The organism is Prauserella muralis (genome assembly GCF_003202285.1).
Lineage (GTDB): Bacteria > Actinomycetota > Actinomycetes > Mycobacteriales > Pseudonocardiaceae > Prauserella_B > Prauserella_B muralis.
Genome location: NZ_MASW01000002.1, coordinates 186,094 through 200,971, shown reverse-complemented (window position 1 = coordinate 200,971; position 14,878 = coordinate 186,094). Strand labels below are relative to the sequence as shown.

Genomic DNA, 14,878 nt, shown 5'->3' with positions numbered 1-14,878 from the left:
CACCCGGGCGTAACCTGACCTCATGCCAGCACTGCGTTCCCGTACCACGACCCACGGCCGCAACGCCGCGGGAGCCCGCTCCCTCTGGCGCGCGACCGGCATGACCGACAGCGACTTCGGCAAGCCGATCGTGGCGATCGCCAACTCCTACACCCAGTTCGTGCCCGGCCACGTACACCTCAAGGACCTCGGCGACATCGTGGCGGACGCGGTGGCCGAGGCCGGTGGCGTCGCCAGGGAGTTCCACACCATCGCGGTGGACGACGGCATCGCCATGGGACACAGCGGCATGCTCTACTCGCTGCCCTCGCGCGAGATCATCGCGGACTCGGTGGAGTACATGGTCAACGCCCACCAGGCCGACGCGCTGGTGTGCATCTCCAACTGCGACAAGATCACCCCGGGCATGCTCAACGCCGCGATGCGGCTGAACATCCCGACGGTGTTCGTCTCGGGCGGGCCGATGGAGGCGGGCAAGGCCGTCGTCGTGGACGGTGTCGCGCAGGCGCCGACCGACCTCATCACGGCCATCTCGGCGTCGGCCAACCAGGCCGTCGACGACGAGGGGCTGTCCATCGTGGAGCGCTCCGCCTGCCCGACGTGCGGCTCGTGCTCGGGCATGTTCACCGCCAACTCGATGAACTGCCTCACCGAGGCGCTGGGCCTCTCGCTGCCCGGCAACGGGTCCACGCTCGCCACGCACGCCGCGCGGCGCGCGCTGTTCAGCGAGGCCGGGCGCACGGTGGTGGAGCTGGCCAAGCGCTGGTACTTCGGGGACGACGAGAGCGCCCTGCCGCGCTCGATCGCGAGCCGCGAGGCGTTCGAGAACGCCATGGCGCTGGACATGGCGATGGGCGGCTCGACCAACACCGTGCTGCACATCCTCGCCGCCGCGCAGGAGGGCGAGGTGGACTTCACGATCGCCGACATCGACGCGATCGGCCGCCGGGTGCCGTGCCTGTCCAAAGTGGCGCCGAACTCCGACTACCACATGGAGGACGTGCACCGGGCCGGTGGCATCCCGGCGATCCTCGGTGAGCTGCACCGCGCGGGCCTGCTCAACACCGGCGTGCACGCCGTGCACTCGCCGTCGCTGGAGCAGTGGCTGTCCACGTGGGACATCCGTGCGGAGTCTCCTTCGAAGGAGGCCGTCGAGCTGTTCCACGCCGCACCGGGCGGGGTGCGCACCACCGAGGCGTTCTCCACCGGCAACCGCTGGTCCAGTTTGGACACCGACGCGGAGAACGGGTGCATCCGCGACGTCGCGCACGCCTACACCGCCGACGGGGGGCTGGCGGTGCTGCGCGGCAACCTCGCCGAGAACGGCGCCGTGATCAAGGCGGCGGGCATCGACGAGGAGCTGTGGCACTTCCAGGGCCCGGCTCGCGTCGTGGAGAGCCAGGAGGAGGCCGTCTCGGCGATCCTCGGCAAGCAGATCAAGCCCGGCGACGTCATCGTGGTCCGCTACGAGGGCCCCGCGGGCGGCCCCGGCATGCAGGAGATGCTGCACCCGACGGCGTTTCTGAAGGGCGCCGGGCTGGGCAGGGTGTGCGCCCTGATCACCGACGGCCGGTTCTCCGGTGGCTCGTCCGGCATCTCGGTCGGCCACATCTCGCCGGAAGCCGCGGCGGGCGGCACGATCGGCCTGGTGCAGGACGGCGACCAGATCCTCATCGACGTGCGGGAGCGCAAACTGGAGCTGCTCGTCGACGCCGAGGTGCTCGCCGAACGGCGGGCGAAGATGGAGGCCAGCGAGCGGCCGTGGCAGCCCGTGGACCGCCAGCGCCCGGTGACCGGCGCGCTGCGCGCCTACGCCCGGATGGCCACCTCGGCCGACACGGGAGCCGTTCGCGACCCCGGCAAGTAACCCCGAAGTGACCATCCAAGGTGGGAGCAAGGGACCTTTACTCTCGTTTTCCGGGAGTAAAGGTCCCTTGCTCCCGCTCAGCGGAAGAGAAGGATGACGACGGCGGAGGCGGCGCCTGCCAGCAGGAGACCGAGGATCGCGTAGGGCAGCGGCTTGCGCCGCCACGGGGTGTTCTTGTCGATCGAGACCCGCCCGGCGCCGGTGAACAGCAGGGCGAACGCCGCACCGCCCAGCAGCAGCTCGTACTCGAAGCCCAGGCCGTTCTCGCCGGTGAAGAACCGGCCGCCCAGCGTGTACTTCGCGTAGACGATGTTCGCCGCGACCCCGAGGATCGCGGCGGCGCCCAGCGGCGTGAACAGGCCCAGCACCAGCAGCGCCCCGCCGCCGACCTCGGCCAGCGCGGTGATCCACGCCAGGAGCGTGGTCTGGCTGGTGTAGCCGAACCCGTCGAGCGCCTGGGCGAAGCCACCGATGCCGGGACCGTCGAACAGGCCGAACAGCTTCTGCAGGCCGTGCGCGCCCATCGTGCCGCCGACGAGCACGCGCAGTACCAGCAGGCCGAAGTCGAGCCCGCCGTGCCAGCGGTTCTGCTCGTCCCTGACGTCGTCGACGTCGTCGGGTCGGCTCACCACGCTCGTCTGCTGGTCGAACCCGCCGCCCGGCGAGAACCCGCTGCCGTCGAACTCTGCGCCACGGATCTTCGTCGTCGGCGCGTCGAACCCATCGTCGTGACTGCTCATGCGCGGGCAGAGTAGAGCATTTTCCACCAGATCGCGTGAACCGTGTCCGAATTTCGCGGCAACGGGGACACCCCGCACGGCGGTCAGTACTCGCCGTGCACGAGGTTGTCGGGCAGCTCGCCCTTGACGTAGCGCTCGATCTCCGCGACGGCCACCGCGTACGACCGGCGGCGCGAGCCCTGCACGGAACCCGCCACGTGCGGGGTGATGAGCACACCGGGCGCCGACCACAACGGGTGTCCGGCGGGCAGCGGCTCCGGCTCCGTCACGTCGAGCGCCGCGCGCAGCCGCCCCGAGGACAGCTCCGCCAGCAGCGCGTCCGTGTCCACCACCGCGCCCCGCGCGGCGTTGACCAGCACCGCGCCGTCGGGCATCGCGGCGAGGAACGTGGCGTCGACCATGCCCCGCGTCCGGGAGGTCAGGGGCACCAGCAGCACCACGACGTCGCAGTCGCCGAGCAGCTCCGGCAACTCCCCCACGCCGTGGACGCCGGGACGCGCGGAAAGGCCCACCATCGTCACCCTGGCGTCGAACGGCTCCAGCTTGCGCCGCGCCTGCCTGCCCACGTCTCCCGCACCCACGATGAGCACCCGCTTGCCCTGCAGGCCGTCGGTGACGTGCGGCGCCCACTCCCGCGCCCGCTGGCCGTCCGCGAAGGCGCCCAGGTCGCGGTAGAGCGACAGCAACACGGCCACCACCCACTCGGCGGTCGCGCCACCGTGCGCGCCGCGGCACGTGGACAGCAGCACCCCGTCGGGCAGCACGTCGATCCACTGCTCCGCGCCCGCCGACAGCAGCTGGATCAGCCGCAGCTTCGGCAGCTCGCCGAGCAGGGCCTGCACCCCGCCGCCGCCCGGGATCAGCACCTCGGCGTCGCGCGCCTGCTCGGGCAGGGGCTCGCCCACCCGGTAGCGCACGGGCCGCACCCCCTCGACCTCGGAGAGCGCCACCACACCATCGTCGTCGGGAACCAGAACCGTCACAGTCACGATCACCATCGTGGCGCATGCCCGCGACCCACTTACCCTCGGTTCACGCAGCGCCGCCTAGGCTCGATCATCATGGGGATCCGGGCCCGGAGGTCGTGGCCGCTGGCACTGGCCGCCAGTGGCGCGCTGCTGCTGTCCGGCTGTGCCCAGTTCGACGACAGCGCGGGCGGGCAGTCGTGGGAGCCCGCGCCGGAGCTGACCCCGGAGGTGGGCCCGCAACCCGACCTGCCGGAAGCCGACTCCCGGCGCCTGCCCAGCGAGCCACCGACGTCGCAGACGCCGATTCCGCCGCCGGACGGCTGCAAGGACTTCGACAAGGCCGTGATCGCGACCTGCCTGGACACGGTGTCGGCGGTGGCGGCGCTGCCCACCGACGGCTCGACCGTCAACGCCTACGCCGCCGAACGCAAGAGCGGGCGCGTGTTCCTTGTCGGCAACGGCACGAAGAAGTCGGAGGTCACGACACTGCCGGTCACGGCAGCCGGCGACGGCGGCCTCACCGGCCTTGCGCTCTCGCCCACCTTCACCGAGGACCGGCTGCTCTACGCCTACCTCACCACGCCCACCGACAACCGCGTCGTGCGCTTCGCGGAGGGCCAGCAACCCAAGCCGGTGCTCACCGGCATCCCCAAGGGCACCACCGGCAACCGGGGGGCCATCCTCGCCGACGGCAAGGGCGCGCTGCTCGTGGCCACCGGTGACGCGGGCAACCCGGCGGCCGCCGCCGACCCGAAGTCGCTGGCCGGAAAGGTGTTGCGCATCACACCGGCGGGCAAGCCGGCCGAGGGCAACCCGAAGCCGGACTCGCCCGTGATCGCCAGCGGCCTGCACTCACCGGGCGGCCTGTGCAAGACCACCGACGGCGCGCGGCTGTGGGTCACCGACCGGGGCGGCGCCAAGGACGCGCTGTACCGGATCGAGCCTGGCAAGACGCTCGACGTGCCCGCGTGGACGTGGCCGGACAAGCCGGGCGTCACCGGTTGCGCCGACTGGACCGACATGGTCGCCGTCGCCACGTCCGGCGCGGGCAACATCCAGAATCTGCCGCTCACCGAGGAGGGCTCGGTGGGCGGAAAACCGCAGGTCACGATGGACGGCGCCAACGGAACCAGCTACGGCAAGCTCAGCAGCCTCGATCCGGTGACACCGGACGTCGCCGTCGCGGGCACCGTCAACAAGGACGGCGGCCAGCCGGTGTCCAGCGACGACCGGGTGGTGCTCATCGTGCGCCAGCCCGCCTCCGGCTCCGGCCGCGACTGACCGCCCCAAGCTCCCCAATGTGGCATTCGCTCCACTGGATGGAGCGAATGCCGCATTCGCTCCATCCAGTGGAACAAATGTGGCATTGGGGAGCTTCAGCGGCGGGTGTGGGGGCGGCGGGGGCGACGGGACTCGGCACGGACGGCGCGCACGTCCAGTACCGCCGCCACCAGCGACACCAGCACCGCCGCCAGGCCGAGGTACCGGCCGGGACCGGCGCCGATGGACACGCCGCTCTCGGCAAGCAGGGCACGGGCCTCACCGCTGAACTGCCATTCGATGAGCAGCCAGCCCAGCGCCAGCGCCACGAGCGCCACCCCGGCGGCGATCAGCCACAGGTGCGGCAGCCCGCCGGTGCGCGCCGACGGCACCCTGCCGAACACGGCGACCGCGACCCCGATCGCGAGGATCAGCAGTGGCGGGAACCACGCGAAGAACGTCGAGTCCCACACCGAGCGCGACACGTCGGCGCCGGGCAACTCGGCCAGCACGGCCTGGATCTCGGGCGAGGGCGAGCTCAGCCGCGTCCACGGCAGGAACAGCGACACCGCGGCGAGCAGGCCCGCCGCGAGCCCGAGCCACTCCCGCCACGTGGGCAGACCACGCTGACCGATCGAGGACATGGGTACCTCAGGCGCCGACGCGCTCCAGGATCAGTTCACGCACGCGCTTGGCGTCCGCCTGTCCCTTGGTCGCCTTCATCACGGCACCGACGATCGCGCCCGCGGCCTGCACCTTGCCGCCCCGGATCTTGTCCGCCACGTCCGGTTGCGCGGCCAGCGCCTCGTCCACGGCGGCGAGCAGCGCCGAGTCGTCGGAGACGACCTTCAGGCCCCGCTTCTCCACGACCTCGTCCGGCTCGCCCTCACCGGCCAGCACCCCCTGGACGACCTCACGGGCCAGCTTGTTCGTCAGCTCGCCGCTGTTGACCAGCGCGATGACCCGTGCCACCTGGGCGGGTGCGATCGGCAGGTCGGCGAGCTCGACCTCGCGGGCGTTGGCCTGCTGGGTCAGGTACTGCACCCACCAGCTGCGGGCCTCGCCGGGCTCGGCACCCGCGTCGACGGTCGCGGCCACCAGGTCGGCGGCGCCGGTGTTGACGAGGTCGCGCAGCTCCTCGTCGGTGAGGTTCCACTCGGCCTGGATCCGCTTGCGGCGTTCCCACGGCAGCTCCGGGATCGTCGCGCGCAGTTGCTCCACCCACGCGCGGCTCGGCGCGATCGGCACCAGGTCCGGCTCCGGGAAGTAGCGGTAGTCCTCGGCGGTCTCCTTGGTGCGGCCCGGCGAGGTGCTGCCGTCGGCCTCCTGGAAGTGCCGCGTCTCCTGCGTGATCGTGCCGCCCTCGGCCAGGATCGCGGCCTGCCGGGTCATCTCGTAGCGCACGGCCCGCTCGACGCTGCGCAGCGAGTTGACGTTCTTCGTCTCGGTGCGCGTGCCGAACTCCGAGCCGCCCTTGGGCATCAGCGACACGTTCGCGTCGCAGCGCAGGGAGCCCTGGTCCATGCGAACGTCCGAGACGTCCATGGCACGCAGCAGGTCGCGCAGCGCCGTGACGTAGGCGCGCGCCACCTCGGGCGCGCGGGCGCCCATGCCGACGATGGGCTTGGTGACGATCTCGATGAGCGGCACTCCGGCGCGGTTGTAGTCGAGCAGCGAGTGCTCCGCGCCGTGAATGCGGCCGGTGGCCCCGCCGACGTGCAGCGACTTGCCGGTGTCCTCCTCCATGTGGGCGCGCTCGATGTCCACGCGCACCACCTCCCCGTCGTCGAGCACGACGTCCAGGTGACCGTTGAACGCGATCGGCTCGTCGTACTGCGAGGTCTGGAAGTTCTTCGGCATGTCCGGATAGAAGTAGTTCTTCCGGGCGAAGCGGCACCACTCGGCGATCTCGCAGTTCAGCGCGAGGCCGATGCGGATCGCCGACTCCACGGCCTTGCCGTTGACCACCGGCAGCGCGCCGGGCAGCCCGAGGCAGGTCGGGCACACGTGCGTGTTGGGCTCCCCGCCGAAGAGGTTGGGGCAGCCGCAGAACATCTTCGTATCCGTGGACAGCTCGACGTGCACCTCGAGCCCGAGCACCGGGTCGAACCGTTCGACGACCTCGGCGTAGTCCATCAGGTCGGCAACCGCTGTCATTTCGCCGCCTCCGCGGTAACAAGTACGTCGGCGGTCACGCCGACACTCCCTTCAGCTCCGGAACCCGGTCCAGCAGCGGCCCTCGCGCGACCTCGTAGGCGGCGCCGACCCGGTAGAGCCGGTCGTCGGCCAGCGCGGGCGCCATGATCTGCAGCCCCACCGGGAGGCCGTCGTCCTCGGACAGCCCGCTGGGCACGCTCATCGCCGCGTTGCCAGCCAGGTTCGACGGGATGGTGCACAGGTCGGCCAGGTACATCGCCAGCGGGTCGTCCACCCGCTCGCCGATGCGGAACGCCGTGGTGGGCGTCGTCGGCGACACGAGCACGTCGACCTGCTCGAACGCGGCGGTGAAGTCGCGCGTGATGAGCGTGCGCACCTTCTGCGCCGAGCCGTAGTAGGCGTCGTAGTAGCCCGACGACAGCGCGTACGTGCCCAGCATGATGCGCCGCTTGACCTCCGCGCCGAAGCCCGCCTCGCGGGTCAGCGACATGACCTCCTCGGCGCTGTGGTCGCCGTCGTCGGCCACCCGCAGGCCGTAGCGCATGGCATCGAACCGGGCCAGGTTCGACGAGCACTCGCTCGGCGCGATCAGGTAGTAGGCGGGCAGCGCGTAGGTGAAGTGCGGGCACGACACCTCGACCACCTCGGCGCCCAGCTCCCGCAGCTGCGCCACGGCCGCCTCGAACGAACGCTGCACGCCGGGCTGGTAGCCCTCGCCCGCGAACTCGGTGACCACGCCGACCCGCACACCCTTCAGGTCGCCGGTGGCGCCCTGCCGCGCGGCCTCGACCACCGGTGGCACCGGCACGTTCACCGACGTCGAGTCGAGCGGGTCGTGCCCGGCGATCGCCTCGTGCAGCAGCGCCGCGTCGGTCACCGTGCGCGCGCACGGGCCTGCCTGGTCGAGCGACGACGAGAACGCCACGAGCCCGTACCGGGACACCCCGCCGTAGGTGGGCTTGACCCCGACGGTGCCGGTGACCGAGGCGGGCTGGCGGATCGAGCCGCCGGTGTCCGTGCCGATCGCCAGCGGAGCCTCGAACGCGGCCAGCGACGCCGACGAGCCGCCACCCGAGCCGCCGGGAATGCGGTCACGGTCCCACGGGTTGCGGGTCGGCCCGAACGCCGAGTTCTCGGTGGACGAGCCCATCGCGAACTCGTCCATGTTCGTCTTGCCGAGGATGACGACCCCGGCCTTCCGCAGCCTGCGCGTCACCGTCGAGTCGTACGGCGGCAGCCAGTTCTCCAGGGTCTTCGACCCGCACGTCGTGGGCACGCCCTTGGTGGTCAGCACGTCCTTGAGCGCGAGCGGCACACCGGCGATCGGCGACGCGGGCTGCCTGCCCTCCGCCAGGTCGCCGTCCACCGAGCGGGCGGCCTCGAGGGCGCCCTCGGCATCGACGTGCAGGAACGCGTGCACCGCGTCGTCGACCTCGGCGATGCGGTCGAGGTGGGCCTGCGTGACCTCCACCGAGGTGACCTCGCGGGCATGGATCTTCGCCGCCAGCTCGGCGGCGGTGAGCCTGGTCAGGTCCGTCACTGCTCTTCCCCCAGAATCCGCGGGACCCGGAACCGGCCCTCTTCCGCGGCGGGCGCACCGGCCAGCGCCTCCTGCTGCGTCAGCCCTGGCCGGACCACGTCCTCACGGAACACGTTGGTCAGCGGAACGGCGTGCGACGTCGGCGGGATGTCGTCAGCGGCGACCTCGCCGACCTTCGCCACCGCGTCCAGGATCTGGTCGAGCTGGCCCGCGAAGACGTCCAGCTCCTCCTCGGTGACGGCCATCCTGGCCAGTTTGGCGAGATGCGCGACCTCGTCGCGGGAAATGTTCGACACGCGGGCGACTCCGGAAGGGTGTTCTCGATTCGCTACACCGATGTTGTGGATATGGATGCTCCCCTGGGCAGTCTATGGCGTGCACGGGCGCACTCTCGATCGGGTTGTGCGGGACCGGTGGTGGGGCCGCCCATGTGACGGCGACTCCACTTGGCGTCGCCGTTCTGCCACAATCAGCGCCCGGCATACGCGCTCCACGGCGAGGAGGGAGTGCCCGAGCGGAAGAAGCACTGGAAGCTGCGGTGAGCTGGGTGAACGAGGTGAGGAAGCTGGCGCAGACGCGCACGGGCCGCGGGGATGCCGCGGAGTGCTGCCCGACCACCACCGAGGAGGGCTCGCCGTGTCTTTCCTGATCCGGGTCCAGCTGCCGGACAGCCCGGGCACGCTCGGAGCCGTCGCGACGGCGCTGGGCATGGCCGGAGCCGACATCCTGAGCGTCGACGTGGTCGAGCGCGGCAACGGCATCGCCATCGACGACCTGGTCGTGGAGCTGCCGTCGGGTCGGCTGCCGGACGCGCTGATCACGGCGGCCGAGAGCGTCGAGGGCGTCGAGGTGGACGCCGTGCGGCCGTACGCGGGCGTGCTCGACACCCATCGCGAGCTGGAGCTCGTGGAGGAGATCGCGGCGCGGCCCAGCTCGGGGCTGGACCTGCTGGCCGAAGGGGTGCCCAAGATCATCCGCGCGGGCTGGTCGGTGGTGGTCCAGCACACCGACGGCGGTATCGAGCGCGTCGCGTCCTCGGGCGCCGCGCCGGAGACGCCCATCACCGACATGCCGTGGCTGCCGCTGGAGCGGGCCACGGTGCTCGACTCGGAGGAGTCGTGGATCCCGGAGACCTGGCAGGAGCTGGGCACCGAGCTCGCCGCGACGCCGCTGGGCAAGCCCGACCGGGCACTGCTGGTCGGCCGCCCCGGTGGCCCGATGTTCCGGGCGGCGGAGGTCGCGCGACTGGCCCACCTCGCGGGCATCGTCGCGGTCGTGCTCGACGGCTGAACGCGGGCCTGCCCGCGTAACCTCGCAGGTGATGGGTGGGCAACCGGCACCGCGGGACCGCGCGGAGCGCATCGAGGAGGCGCTGAGCGTCCCCGTGCTCGTCGCGGCGCTCGTGTCGGTGCCCGCCGTCTTCCTCACCACCACCGATGGCACGACGGCGGTGATCGGCAGGACGCTCAACTGGCTGTCCCTGGCGGTGCTGCTGGGCGAGTCGCTGATCCTGCTGTGGCTCTCGGGCAGCGTCGTGACCTGGCTGCGCCGCTACCGCTGGCAGGTCCTCGTGGCCGGAGCCGCGGTGCCTGCCGTGGTGTTCGTGGTGGGCCCGGTGCAGATCCTGCGCCTGCTGCTGGCGGTGGGCGCGCTGCGCGTGCTGCGGGCGGGGCGCATCCTGCGCGCGGCCAGGGTGATCCGGCGCAGGGCCGGGCTGGCGGGCCGCCGGGGCCGGTGGCTGCTGGCCGGTGCGGGCCTGCTGGCGGCCGGGTTCGTCGTGGTGGTGCTGGCCAACCCCGAGTCCCGCAGCAGGAAGCTCCTGGCCGGGCTCGTCAACGGCGTCGGGCCTGTGCCCACCGCGCTGCTCGGCCTGGCCGCGCTGCTGCTCGTCGCCGCCGCGATCGCCGTCGTGCGGCGTTACAGGTCGCGGGCGAAGGCGATGAGCGTGATGCCCGGCACCGGCGTCCAGTCCCGCTCGGGCACCCGCGCGAAGCCCAGGCGCTCGTAGAGGCGGTGCGCGGCGCGCATCGTCCGCATGCTGCACAGCACCACCCTGGCGGCGCCGAGCGCACGTGCGCGGTCGAGCACCGCCCTGGTCAGCGCCGCGCCGACGCCCCGGCCCCTGGCGTGCCGTGCGACGGCCAGCATCCGGAACTCCAGCTCACCCTCCCGTGCCAGTTCGGCATACGGCGTGCCGGGCAGCACAACCGTCACGGTGCCGAGCAGGCGACCGTCGGCGTCGACGGCGGCCAGCAGCTCGGCATGCTCGGCGCGGCGTGCGGCGGCGCGCAGCTCGTCGCCGTACGGTTCGTGGTCGAGGAGGCAGTCGTCGGCGTAGGCCGCGTAGGTCAGCTCGCCGAGCTGCTCCAGCTCCCCCGGCTCAGCCGGGCGGACCCGGATGTCCGTGACCTCAGCGACCTCGGTGACCTCGCTGTCAGCCATCCTTCTCCTCGTTCTCCCCAGCGACCTCCGCGAGCTCCCTGGCGGCGTCGGGGCCGCGGTCGAGCAGCACACGGAAGCCGTCCTCGTCCAGCACCGGCACCTTGAGCTGCACCGCCTTGTCGTACTTGGAGCCGGGGGCGTCGCCGACCACCACGAAGGCCGTCTTCTTGGAGACCGAGCCCGCCGCCTTGCCGCCGCGAGCCATGATGGCCTCCTTGGCCTCGTCGCGCGAGAAGGTTTCCAGCGAGCCGGTGACGACGATCGAGAGCCCTTCGAGGTGACGCGGGATGGAGGTGTCGCGCTCCTCGGCCATGCGCACGCCGGCACGGCGCCACTTCTCGACGATCTCGCGGTGCCAGTCCACGGCGAACCATTCGCGCACGGCGGCGGCGATGGTGGGGCCCACGCCATCGACGTCGGCCAGCTCCTCCTCGCTCGCGCTGTCGATGCGCTCGACGGAGCCGAACTCCCTGGCCAGCGCCTGCGCCGCGGTGGGGCCCACGTGCCGGATCGACAGGCCCACCAGCACCTTCCACAGTGGCCGGTCCTTGGCCGAGTCGAGGTTGGCCAGCAGGCGCTGCCCGTTGGCGGAGAGCTCGCCCGCCTTGGTGACGAACAGGTCCACCTGGCGCAGCTTCTCCTCGTCCAGGTCGAAGACGTCGCCCTCGTCGGTGAGGACGTCCGACTGCAGCAACGCACCCGCGGCCTCCCAGCCGAGCACCTCGATGTCGAAGGCACCGCGCCCGGCGAGATGGAACAGCCGCTCCCGCAGCTGCGCGGGGCAGGAGCGGGCGTTGGGGCAGCGGATGTCGGCGTCGCCCTCCTTCTCGTAGGCCAGGCGCGTGCCGCACTCCGGGCAGTGCGAGGGCATGACGAACTCCCGCTCGGAGCCGTCGCGGACGTCCACCACGGGGCCGAGCACCTCGGGGATCACGTCGCCCGCCTTGCGGATCACCACGCGGTCGCCGATCAGCACGCCCTTGCGCTTGACCTCGGCGGCGTTGTGCAGCGTCGCCATCGCGACCGTGGAGCCCGCGACCTTGACCGGCTCCATCACCGCGTACGGGGTGACGCGGCCGGTCCGCCCGACGTTGACGCGGATGTCGAGCAGCGTGGTGTTGGCCTCCTCCGGCGGGTACTTGTAGGCGATGGCCCACCGGGGTGCTCGTGAGGTGGCGCCGAGCCTGCGCTGCAGCGACACCTGGTCGACCTTGATGACCACGCCGTCGATCTCGTACTCGGCGTCGTGCCGGTGCTCGCCCCAGTACTCGATGTGCTCGATGAGCCCATCGATGGTGTCGATGACCTTGCTGTACGGCGAGACGGGCATGCCCCACGCGGCCAGCGCGTCGTAGGCCTCGGACTGGCGCTCGGGCTCGAAGCCGGTGCGCTTGCCCAGGCCGTGGCACAGCAGCCGCAGCGGCCGCGAGCGGGTGACCTTCGGGTCCTTCTGGCGCAGCGAGCCGGCCGCCGCGTTGCGCGGGTTGGCGAACGGTGGCTTGCCGGCCTCTACCAGCCGGGCGTTCAGCTCGGCGAACTCGCTGACGCGGTAGTACACCTCGCCGCGGATCTCGATCAGGTCGGGGATGCCGAACTCGTCGCTCGGGGTGAGCCGGTCGGGCACGTCCTGCAGGGCGCGCACGTTGAGCGTGACGTCCTCGCCGGTGCGGCCGTCGCCGCGGGTGAGCGCGCGGGTGAGCCTGCCCTTCTCGTAGAGCAGGTTGACGGCCAGGCCGTCGATCTTCAGCTCGCACAGGTAGCGCGTCTGGCCGCCGACCTCGCGTTCCACACGGTCCACCCAGGCGCGCAGCTCCTCGAGGTCGAACGCGTTGTCGAGGCTGAGCATGCGTTCGAGGTGGTCGTGCGCGGTGAACTCGGTGGAGAACATGCCGCCGACGTTCTGGGTCGGCGAGTCCGGCGACACCAGGCCGGGATGCTCGGCCTCCAGCCGCTCCAGTTCACGCAGGAGCCGGTCGAACTCGCCGTCGGAGATGGTGGGTGCGTCCAGCACGTAGTACCGGAACTGGTGCCCCCGGACCTCCTCGGCGAGCGCGCCATGGCGCTCCCGCACGTCCGCAGGGACGTCCTTGATGTCCTCGGCGACCTGTCCCGCTGCGTAGTCCTCGCTGCTCACAGCCCCATACCCTAGTCAGGACCACCGACATCGCCCGCCAGCTCCCGGACGAGGTCGCGCAGTTCCAGCAGCCCGATGGTGCCGTCCGGCTCGGCCACGGCCGTCTCGACACGGCGCAGCCGTTCGGCGGCGAGCCGCTCGCCGAGCGTGGCGTCCAGCGGCAGGAACGTCATCGCGGCGCGCGCGGGCTCCTCCAGCTCCGCCAGCCCGGGGTGGTGCACGGCCACGTCCACCACGCGCTCGATCTCATCCACCTGGGCGACGACCCGGACGTCGGCGAGCGCGATGCGGTGCCCGGCGAGGTTGACGGTGACCTCGGTCGGGTCCGGCACCGGCGGCACCGAGTCGTGGTACTCCCAGATGGCGTCGTCGGGCGGCGCGGCGGCCTTCCAGGCGTCGGTGTAGGGGCGCAGCGCCGGGTCCTCCTGGCCGGACACGACCAGGGCGTAGATCGAGCGCTGCCCGCGGTCGAGGGAGAACTGCAGGTCCGGGTGCAGCCGCGCGACCTCCTCACACAGCAACGTCTCGGCCCGCTGCGGCTCGCCCTCGCCGAGTGCGGCGCTGATGTCCGGCAGCAGTTCCCGCCAGCGGCGCCAGAACGCTTCCGCGGCGGCCTCGGGGTCGGCGGGCACGTCCTGCTCGGGCCACGGCGTCCTCGGATCGGGCGCGTCACGGGGGTCGGTGCTGCGGGAACGCCGGAACCATCGCATTCCCCACTCCTACCAGCCCTCAGGAGGCTCCAGGAACGCTTTGCCCAGATCGCGAGTCAGCGACAGTGCCGTGCGCAGCCACTCGTTCGTCGCGCCCGCCAGCCCGCAGGCCGGCGTGGGCAGGGCGCGCTCGGCGAGGATCGAGCGGTTGAAGCCGAGGCGGTCGACCAGGCGCAGCGCGGGCCCGGCCACGTCGCGCAGCTCCGGCGGCACGGCAGGCGCCTCGGCGGGCACCAGGCCCAGCAGCAGTTCCGTGCCCGCGTCCCACGCCTCGCCGAGTTCGTCCAGCAGGCTGCCGGGTGCACCGTCGAGCAGGGTCGCGTCCAAGGCCAGCGCCCCGGCGCCCGCCGCGCGCAGCAGCGACACCGGCGGACGGGTCGCGCAGCAGTGCACGATCACCGGGGTGCCGGTGCTCTTGCCGACGGCGTCGATGACGTCGGCGAGCAGGGTGCGCGCCTCGGGGGCGGGAACCGCGTCGACGGTGCCGTAGCCGGAGGCGGTGGACAGCGACCCGGCGAGCACGTCGGGCAGGGCCGGCTCGTCGAGCTGCACCACCACCCGGGCGCCGGTGCGCTCCGCCAGCTCGGCGACGTGCGCGGCGAGACCTTCGACCAGCGACGAGGCGAAATCGTGCACGGCGCCGTGGTCGGTGAGCACCCGGTGCCCGCGGGCCAGCTCGACGTGGGCTGCCAGCGTCCACGGCCCGGCGGCCTGGGTTTTCACCACCGCGGGCCTGGCGCCCGCGCGGTCGGCCGCCTCGGCGAAGGCGTCGACGTCCCAGCGCAGCAGGTCCACCGCCCTCCGGTGGTGCCTGCCGGGCCGCGCCGCCACGCGGTAACCGCTGGGCACCTCCTCGACGGCGAGGTCCACCAGCAGGCCCGCCGTCCGGCCGACGAGATCGGCGCCGAGGCCACGGCCGGGCAGCTCGGGCAGGTACGGCAGCTCGGGCAACTCACCGAGTACCACGGCGGCGGCCTCGGCCGCGTCGGTACCCGGCATGGAGCCGATGGCGGTGGCCGCGCCGCTGGGCCAGAGTCGCTCGTTCACGGTGCTGATTGTT

14 protein-coding genes are annotated in these 14,878 nt (G+C 72.2%); 4 read left to right on the top strand and 10 right to left on the bottom strand.

Features of this window, described 5'->3' with window-relative positions; translation table 11 throughout:
• Positions 1 to 22 precede the first annotated feature (22 nt).
• Positions 23 to 1,867 (top strand): dihydroxy-acid dehydratase, encoded by a 1,845-nt coding sequence (ilvD, locus tag BAY60_RS11990; protein ID WP_112281034.1) that lies wholly within the window; start codon positions 23 to 25, stop codon positions 1,865 to 1,867.
• Positions 1,868 to 1,944: 77 nt separating this feature from the next.
• Here the strand turns inward: ilvD and BAY60_RS11985 are convergent, their stop codons facing one another.
• Both BAY60_RS11985 and BAY60_RS11980 read right to left on the bottom strand, forming a co-directional pair.
• Positions 1,945 to 2,607 carry a DoxX family protein gene (locus BAY60_RS11985; RefSeq protein WP_112281033.1) on the bottom strand — a complete coding sequence of 221 codons (663 nt, stop codon included), beginning with the start codon at positions 2,605 to 2,607 and terminating at the stop codon, positions 1,945 to 1,947.
• A gap of 83 nt (positions 2,608 to 2,690) precedes the next feature.
• Positions 2,691 to 3,596: a 2-hydroxyacid dehydrogenase gene (locus tag BAY60_RS11980; protein ID WP_112282324.1), complete on the bottom strand. Its 906-nt coding sequence runs from the start codon at positions 3,594 to 3,596 to the stop codon at positions 2,691 to 2,693.
• Between the two features lie 72 nt (positions 3,597 to 3,668).
• On the opposite strand from BAY60_RS11980, the gene BAY60_RS11975 reads away from it, so the two are divergent.
• Complete coding sequence (locus BAY60_RS11975) at positions 3,669 to 4,856, top strand: PQQ-dependent sugar dehydrogenase (RefSeq protein WP_112281032.1); 1,188 nt, start codon at positions 3,669 to 3,671, stop codon at positions 4,854 to 4,856.
• Between the two features lie 95 nt (positions 4,857 to 4,951).
• Here BAY60_RS11975 and BAY60_RS11970 read toward each other — a convergent pair whose 3' ends face one another.
• The 4 genes from BAY60_RS11970 to gatC are packed head-to-tail and all read right to left on the bottom strand — an operon-like array spanning position 4,952 to position 8,828.
• Positions 4,952 to 5,479 (bottom strand): hypothetical protein, encoded by a 528-nt coding sequence (locus BAY60_RS11970; RefSeq protein ID WP_112281031.1) that lies wholly within the window; start codon positions 5,477 to 5,479, stop codon positions 4,952 to 4,954.
• A gap of 7 nt (positions 5,480 to 5,486) precedes the next feature.
• Complete coding sequence (gatB, locus tag BAY60_RS11965; protein WP_112281030.1) at positions 5,487 to 6,992, bottom strand: Asp-tRNA(Asn)/Glu-tRNA(Gln) amidotransferase subunit GatB; 1,506 nt, start codon at positions 6,990 to 6,992, stop codon at positions 5,487 to 5,489.
• A 34-nt stretch (positions 6,993 to 7,026) separates the two neighbouring features.
• Positions 7,027 to 8,532, bottom strand: coding sequence for an Asp-tRNA(Asn)/Glu-tRNA(Gln) amidotransferase subunit GatA (gene gatA / locus BAY60_RS11960; protein ID WP_112281029.1), 1,506 nt, complete (start codon positions 8,530 to 8,532; stop codon positions 7,027 to 7,029).
• Entirely contained in the window at positions 8,529 to 8,828 is a 300-nt protein-coding gene (gatC, locus tag BAY60_RS11955; RefSeq protein WP_112281028.1) for an Asp-tRNA(Asn)/Glu-tRNA(Gln) amidotransferase subunit GatC, read from the bottom strand. Before gatC ends, gatA begins: the two co-directional genes overlap by 4 nt.
• Positions 8,829 to 9,168: 340 nt before the next feature.
• On the opposite strand from gatC, the gene BAY60_RS11950 reads away from it, so the two are divergent.
• Both BAY60_RS11950 and BAY60_RS11945 read left to right on the top strand, forming a co-directional pair.
• Complete coding sequence (locus BAY60_RS11950) at positions 9,169 to 9,822, top strand: ACT domain-containing protein (protein WP_112282323.1); 654 nt, start codon at positions 9,169 to 9,171, stop codon at positions 9,820 to 9,822.
• A gap of 31 nt (positions 9,823 to 9,853) precedes the next feature.
• Positions 9,854 to 10,540, top strand: coding sequence for a hypothetical protein (locus tag BAY60_RS11945; RefSeq protein ID WP_245992457.1), 687 nt, complete (start codon positions 9,854 to 9,856; stop codon positions 10,538 to 10,540).
• On the opposite strand, the gene BAY60_RS11940 is transcribed toward BAY60_RS11945, so the two are convergent.
• The 4 genes from BAY60_RS11940 to BAY60_RS11925 are packed head-to-tail and all read right to left on the bottom strand — an operon-like array spanning position 10,450 to position 14,865.
• Positions 10,450 to 10,974 (bottom strand): GNAT family N-acetyltransferase, encoded by a 525-nt coding sequence (locus BAY60_RS11940; protein ID WP_112281027.1) that lies wholly within the window; start codon positions 10,972 to 10,974, stop codon positions 10,450 to 10,452. The genes BAY60_RS11945 and BAY60_RS11940 overlap by 91 nt on opposite strands.
• Entirely contained in the window at positions 10,967 to 13,108 is a 2,142-nt protein-coding gene (gene ligA / locus BAY60_RS11935) for an NAD-dependent DNA ligase LigA (RefSeq protein ID WP_112281026.1), read from the bottom strand. Before ligA ends, BAY60_RS11940 begins: the two co-directional genes overlap by 8 nt.
• Positions 13,109 to 13,119: 11 nt before the next feature.
• Complete coding sequence (locus tag BAY60_RS11930) at positions 13,120 to 13,818, bottom strand: CBS domain-containing protein (protein WP_112281025.1); 699 nt, start codon at positions 13,816 to 13,818, stop codon at positions 13,120 to 13,122.
• A 9-nt stretch (positions 13,819 to 13,827) separates the two neighbouring features.
• Positions 13,828 to 14,865, bottom strand: coding sequence for a uroporphyrinogen decarboxylase/cobalamine-independent methonine synthase family protein (locus tag BAY60_RS11925; protein WP_112281024.1), 1,038 nt, complete (start codon positions 14,863 to 14,865; stop codon positions 13,828 to 13,830).
• Between the last annotated feature and the right edge of the window lie 13 nt (positions 14,866 to 14,878).

Bases quoted from the DNA above. Each gene is read 5' to 3' on its own strand.
- ilvD (WP_112281034.1), top strand. From the start codon at position 23: ATGCCAGCACTGCGTTCCCGTACCACGACCCACGGCCGCAACGCCGCG.
- BAY60_RS11985 (WP_112281033.1), bottom strand. From the start codon at position 2,607: ATGAGCAGTCACGACGATGGGTTCGACGCGCCGACGACGAAGATCCGT.
- BAY60_RS11975 (WP_112281032.1), top strand. From the start codon at position 3,669: ATGGGGATCCGGGCCCGGAGGTCGTGGCCGCTGGCACTGGCCGCCAGT.
- BAY60_RS11970 (WP_112281031.1), bottom strand. From the start codon at position 5,479: ATGTCCTCGATCGGTCAGCGTGGTCTGCCCACGTGGCGGGAGTGGCTC.
- gatB (WP_112281030.1), bottom strand. From the start codon at position 6,992: ATGACAGCGGTTGCCGACCTGATGGACTACGCCGAGGTCGTCGAACGG.
- BAY60_RS11945 (WP_245992457.1), top strand. From the start codon at position 9,854: ATGGGTGGGCAACCGGCACCGCGGGACCGCGCGGAGCGCATCGAGGAG.
- BAY60_RS11940 (WP_112281027.1), bottom strand. From the start codon at position 10,974: ATGGCTGACAGCGAGGTCACCGAGGTCGCTGAGGTCACGGACATCCGG.
- BAY60_RS11930 (WP_112281025.1), bottom strand. From the start codon at position 13,818: ATGCGATGGTTCCGGCGTTCCCGCAGCACCGACCCCCGTGACGCGCCC.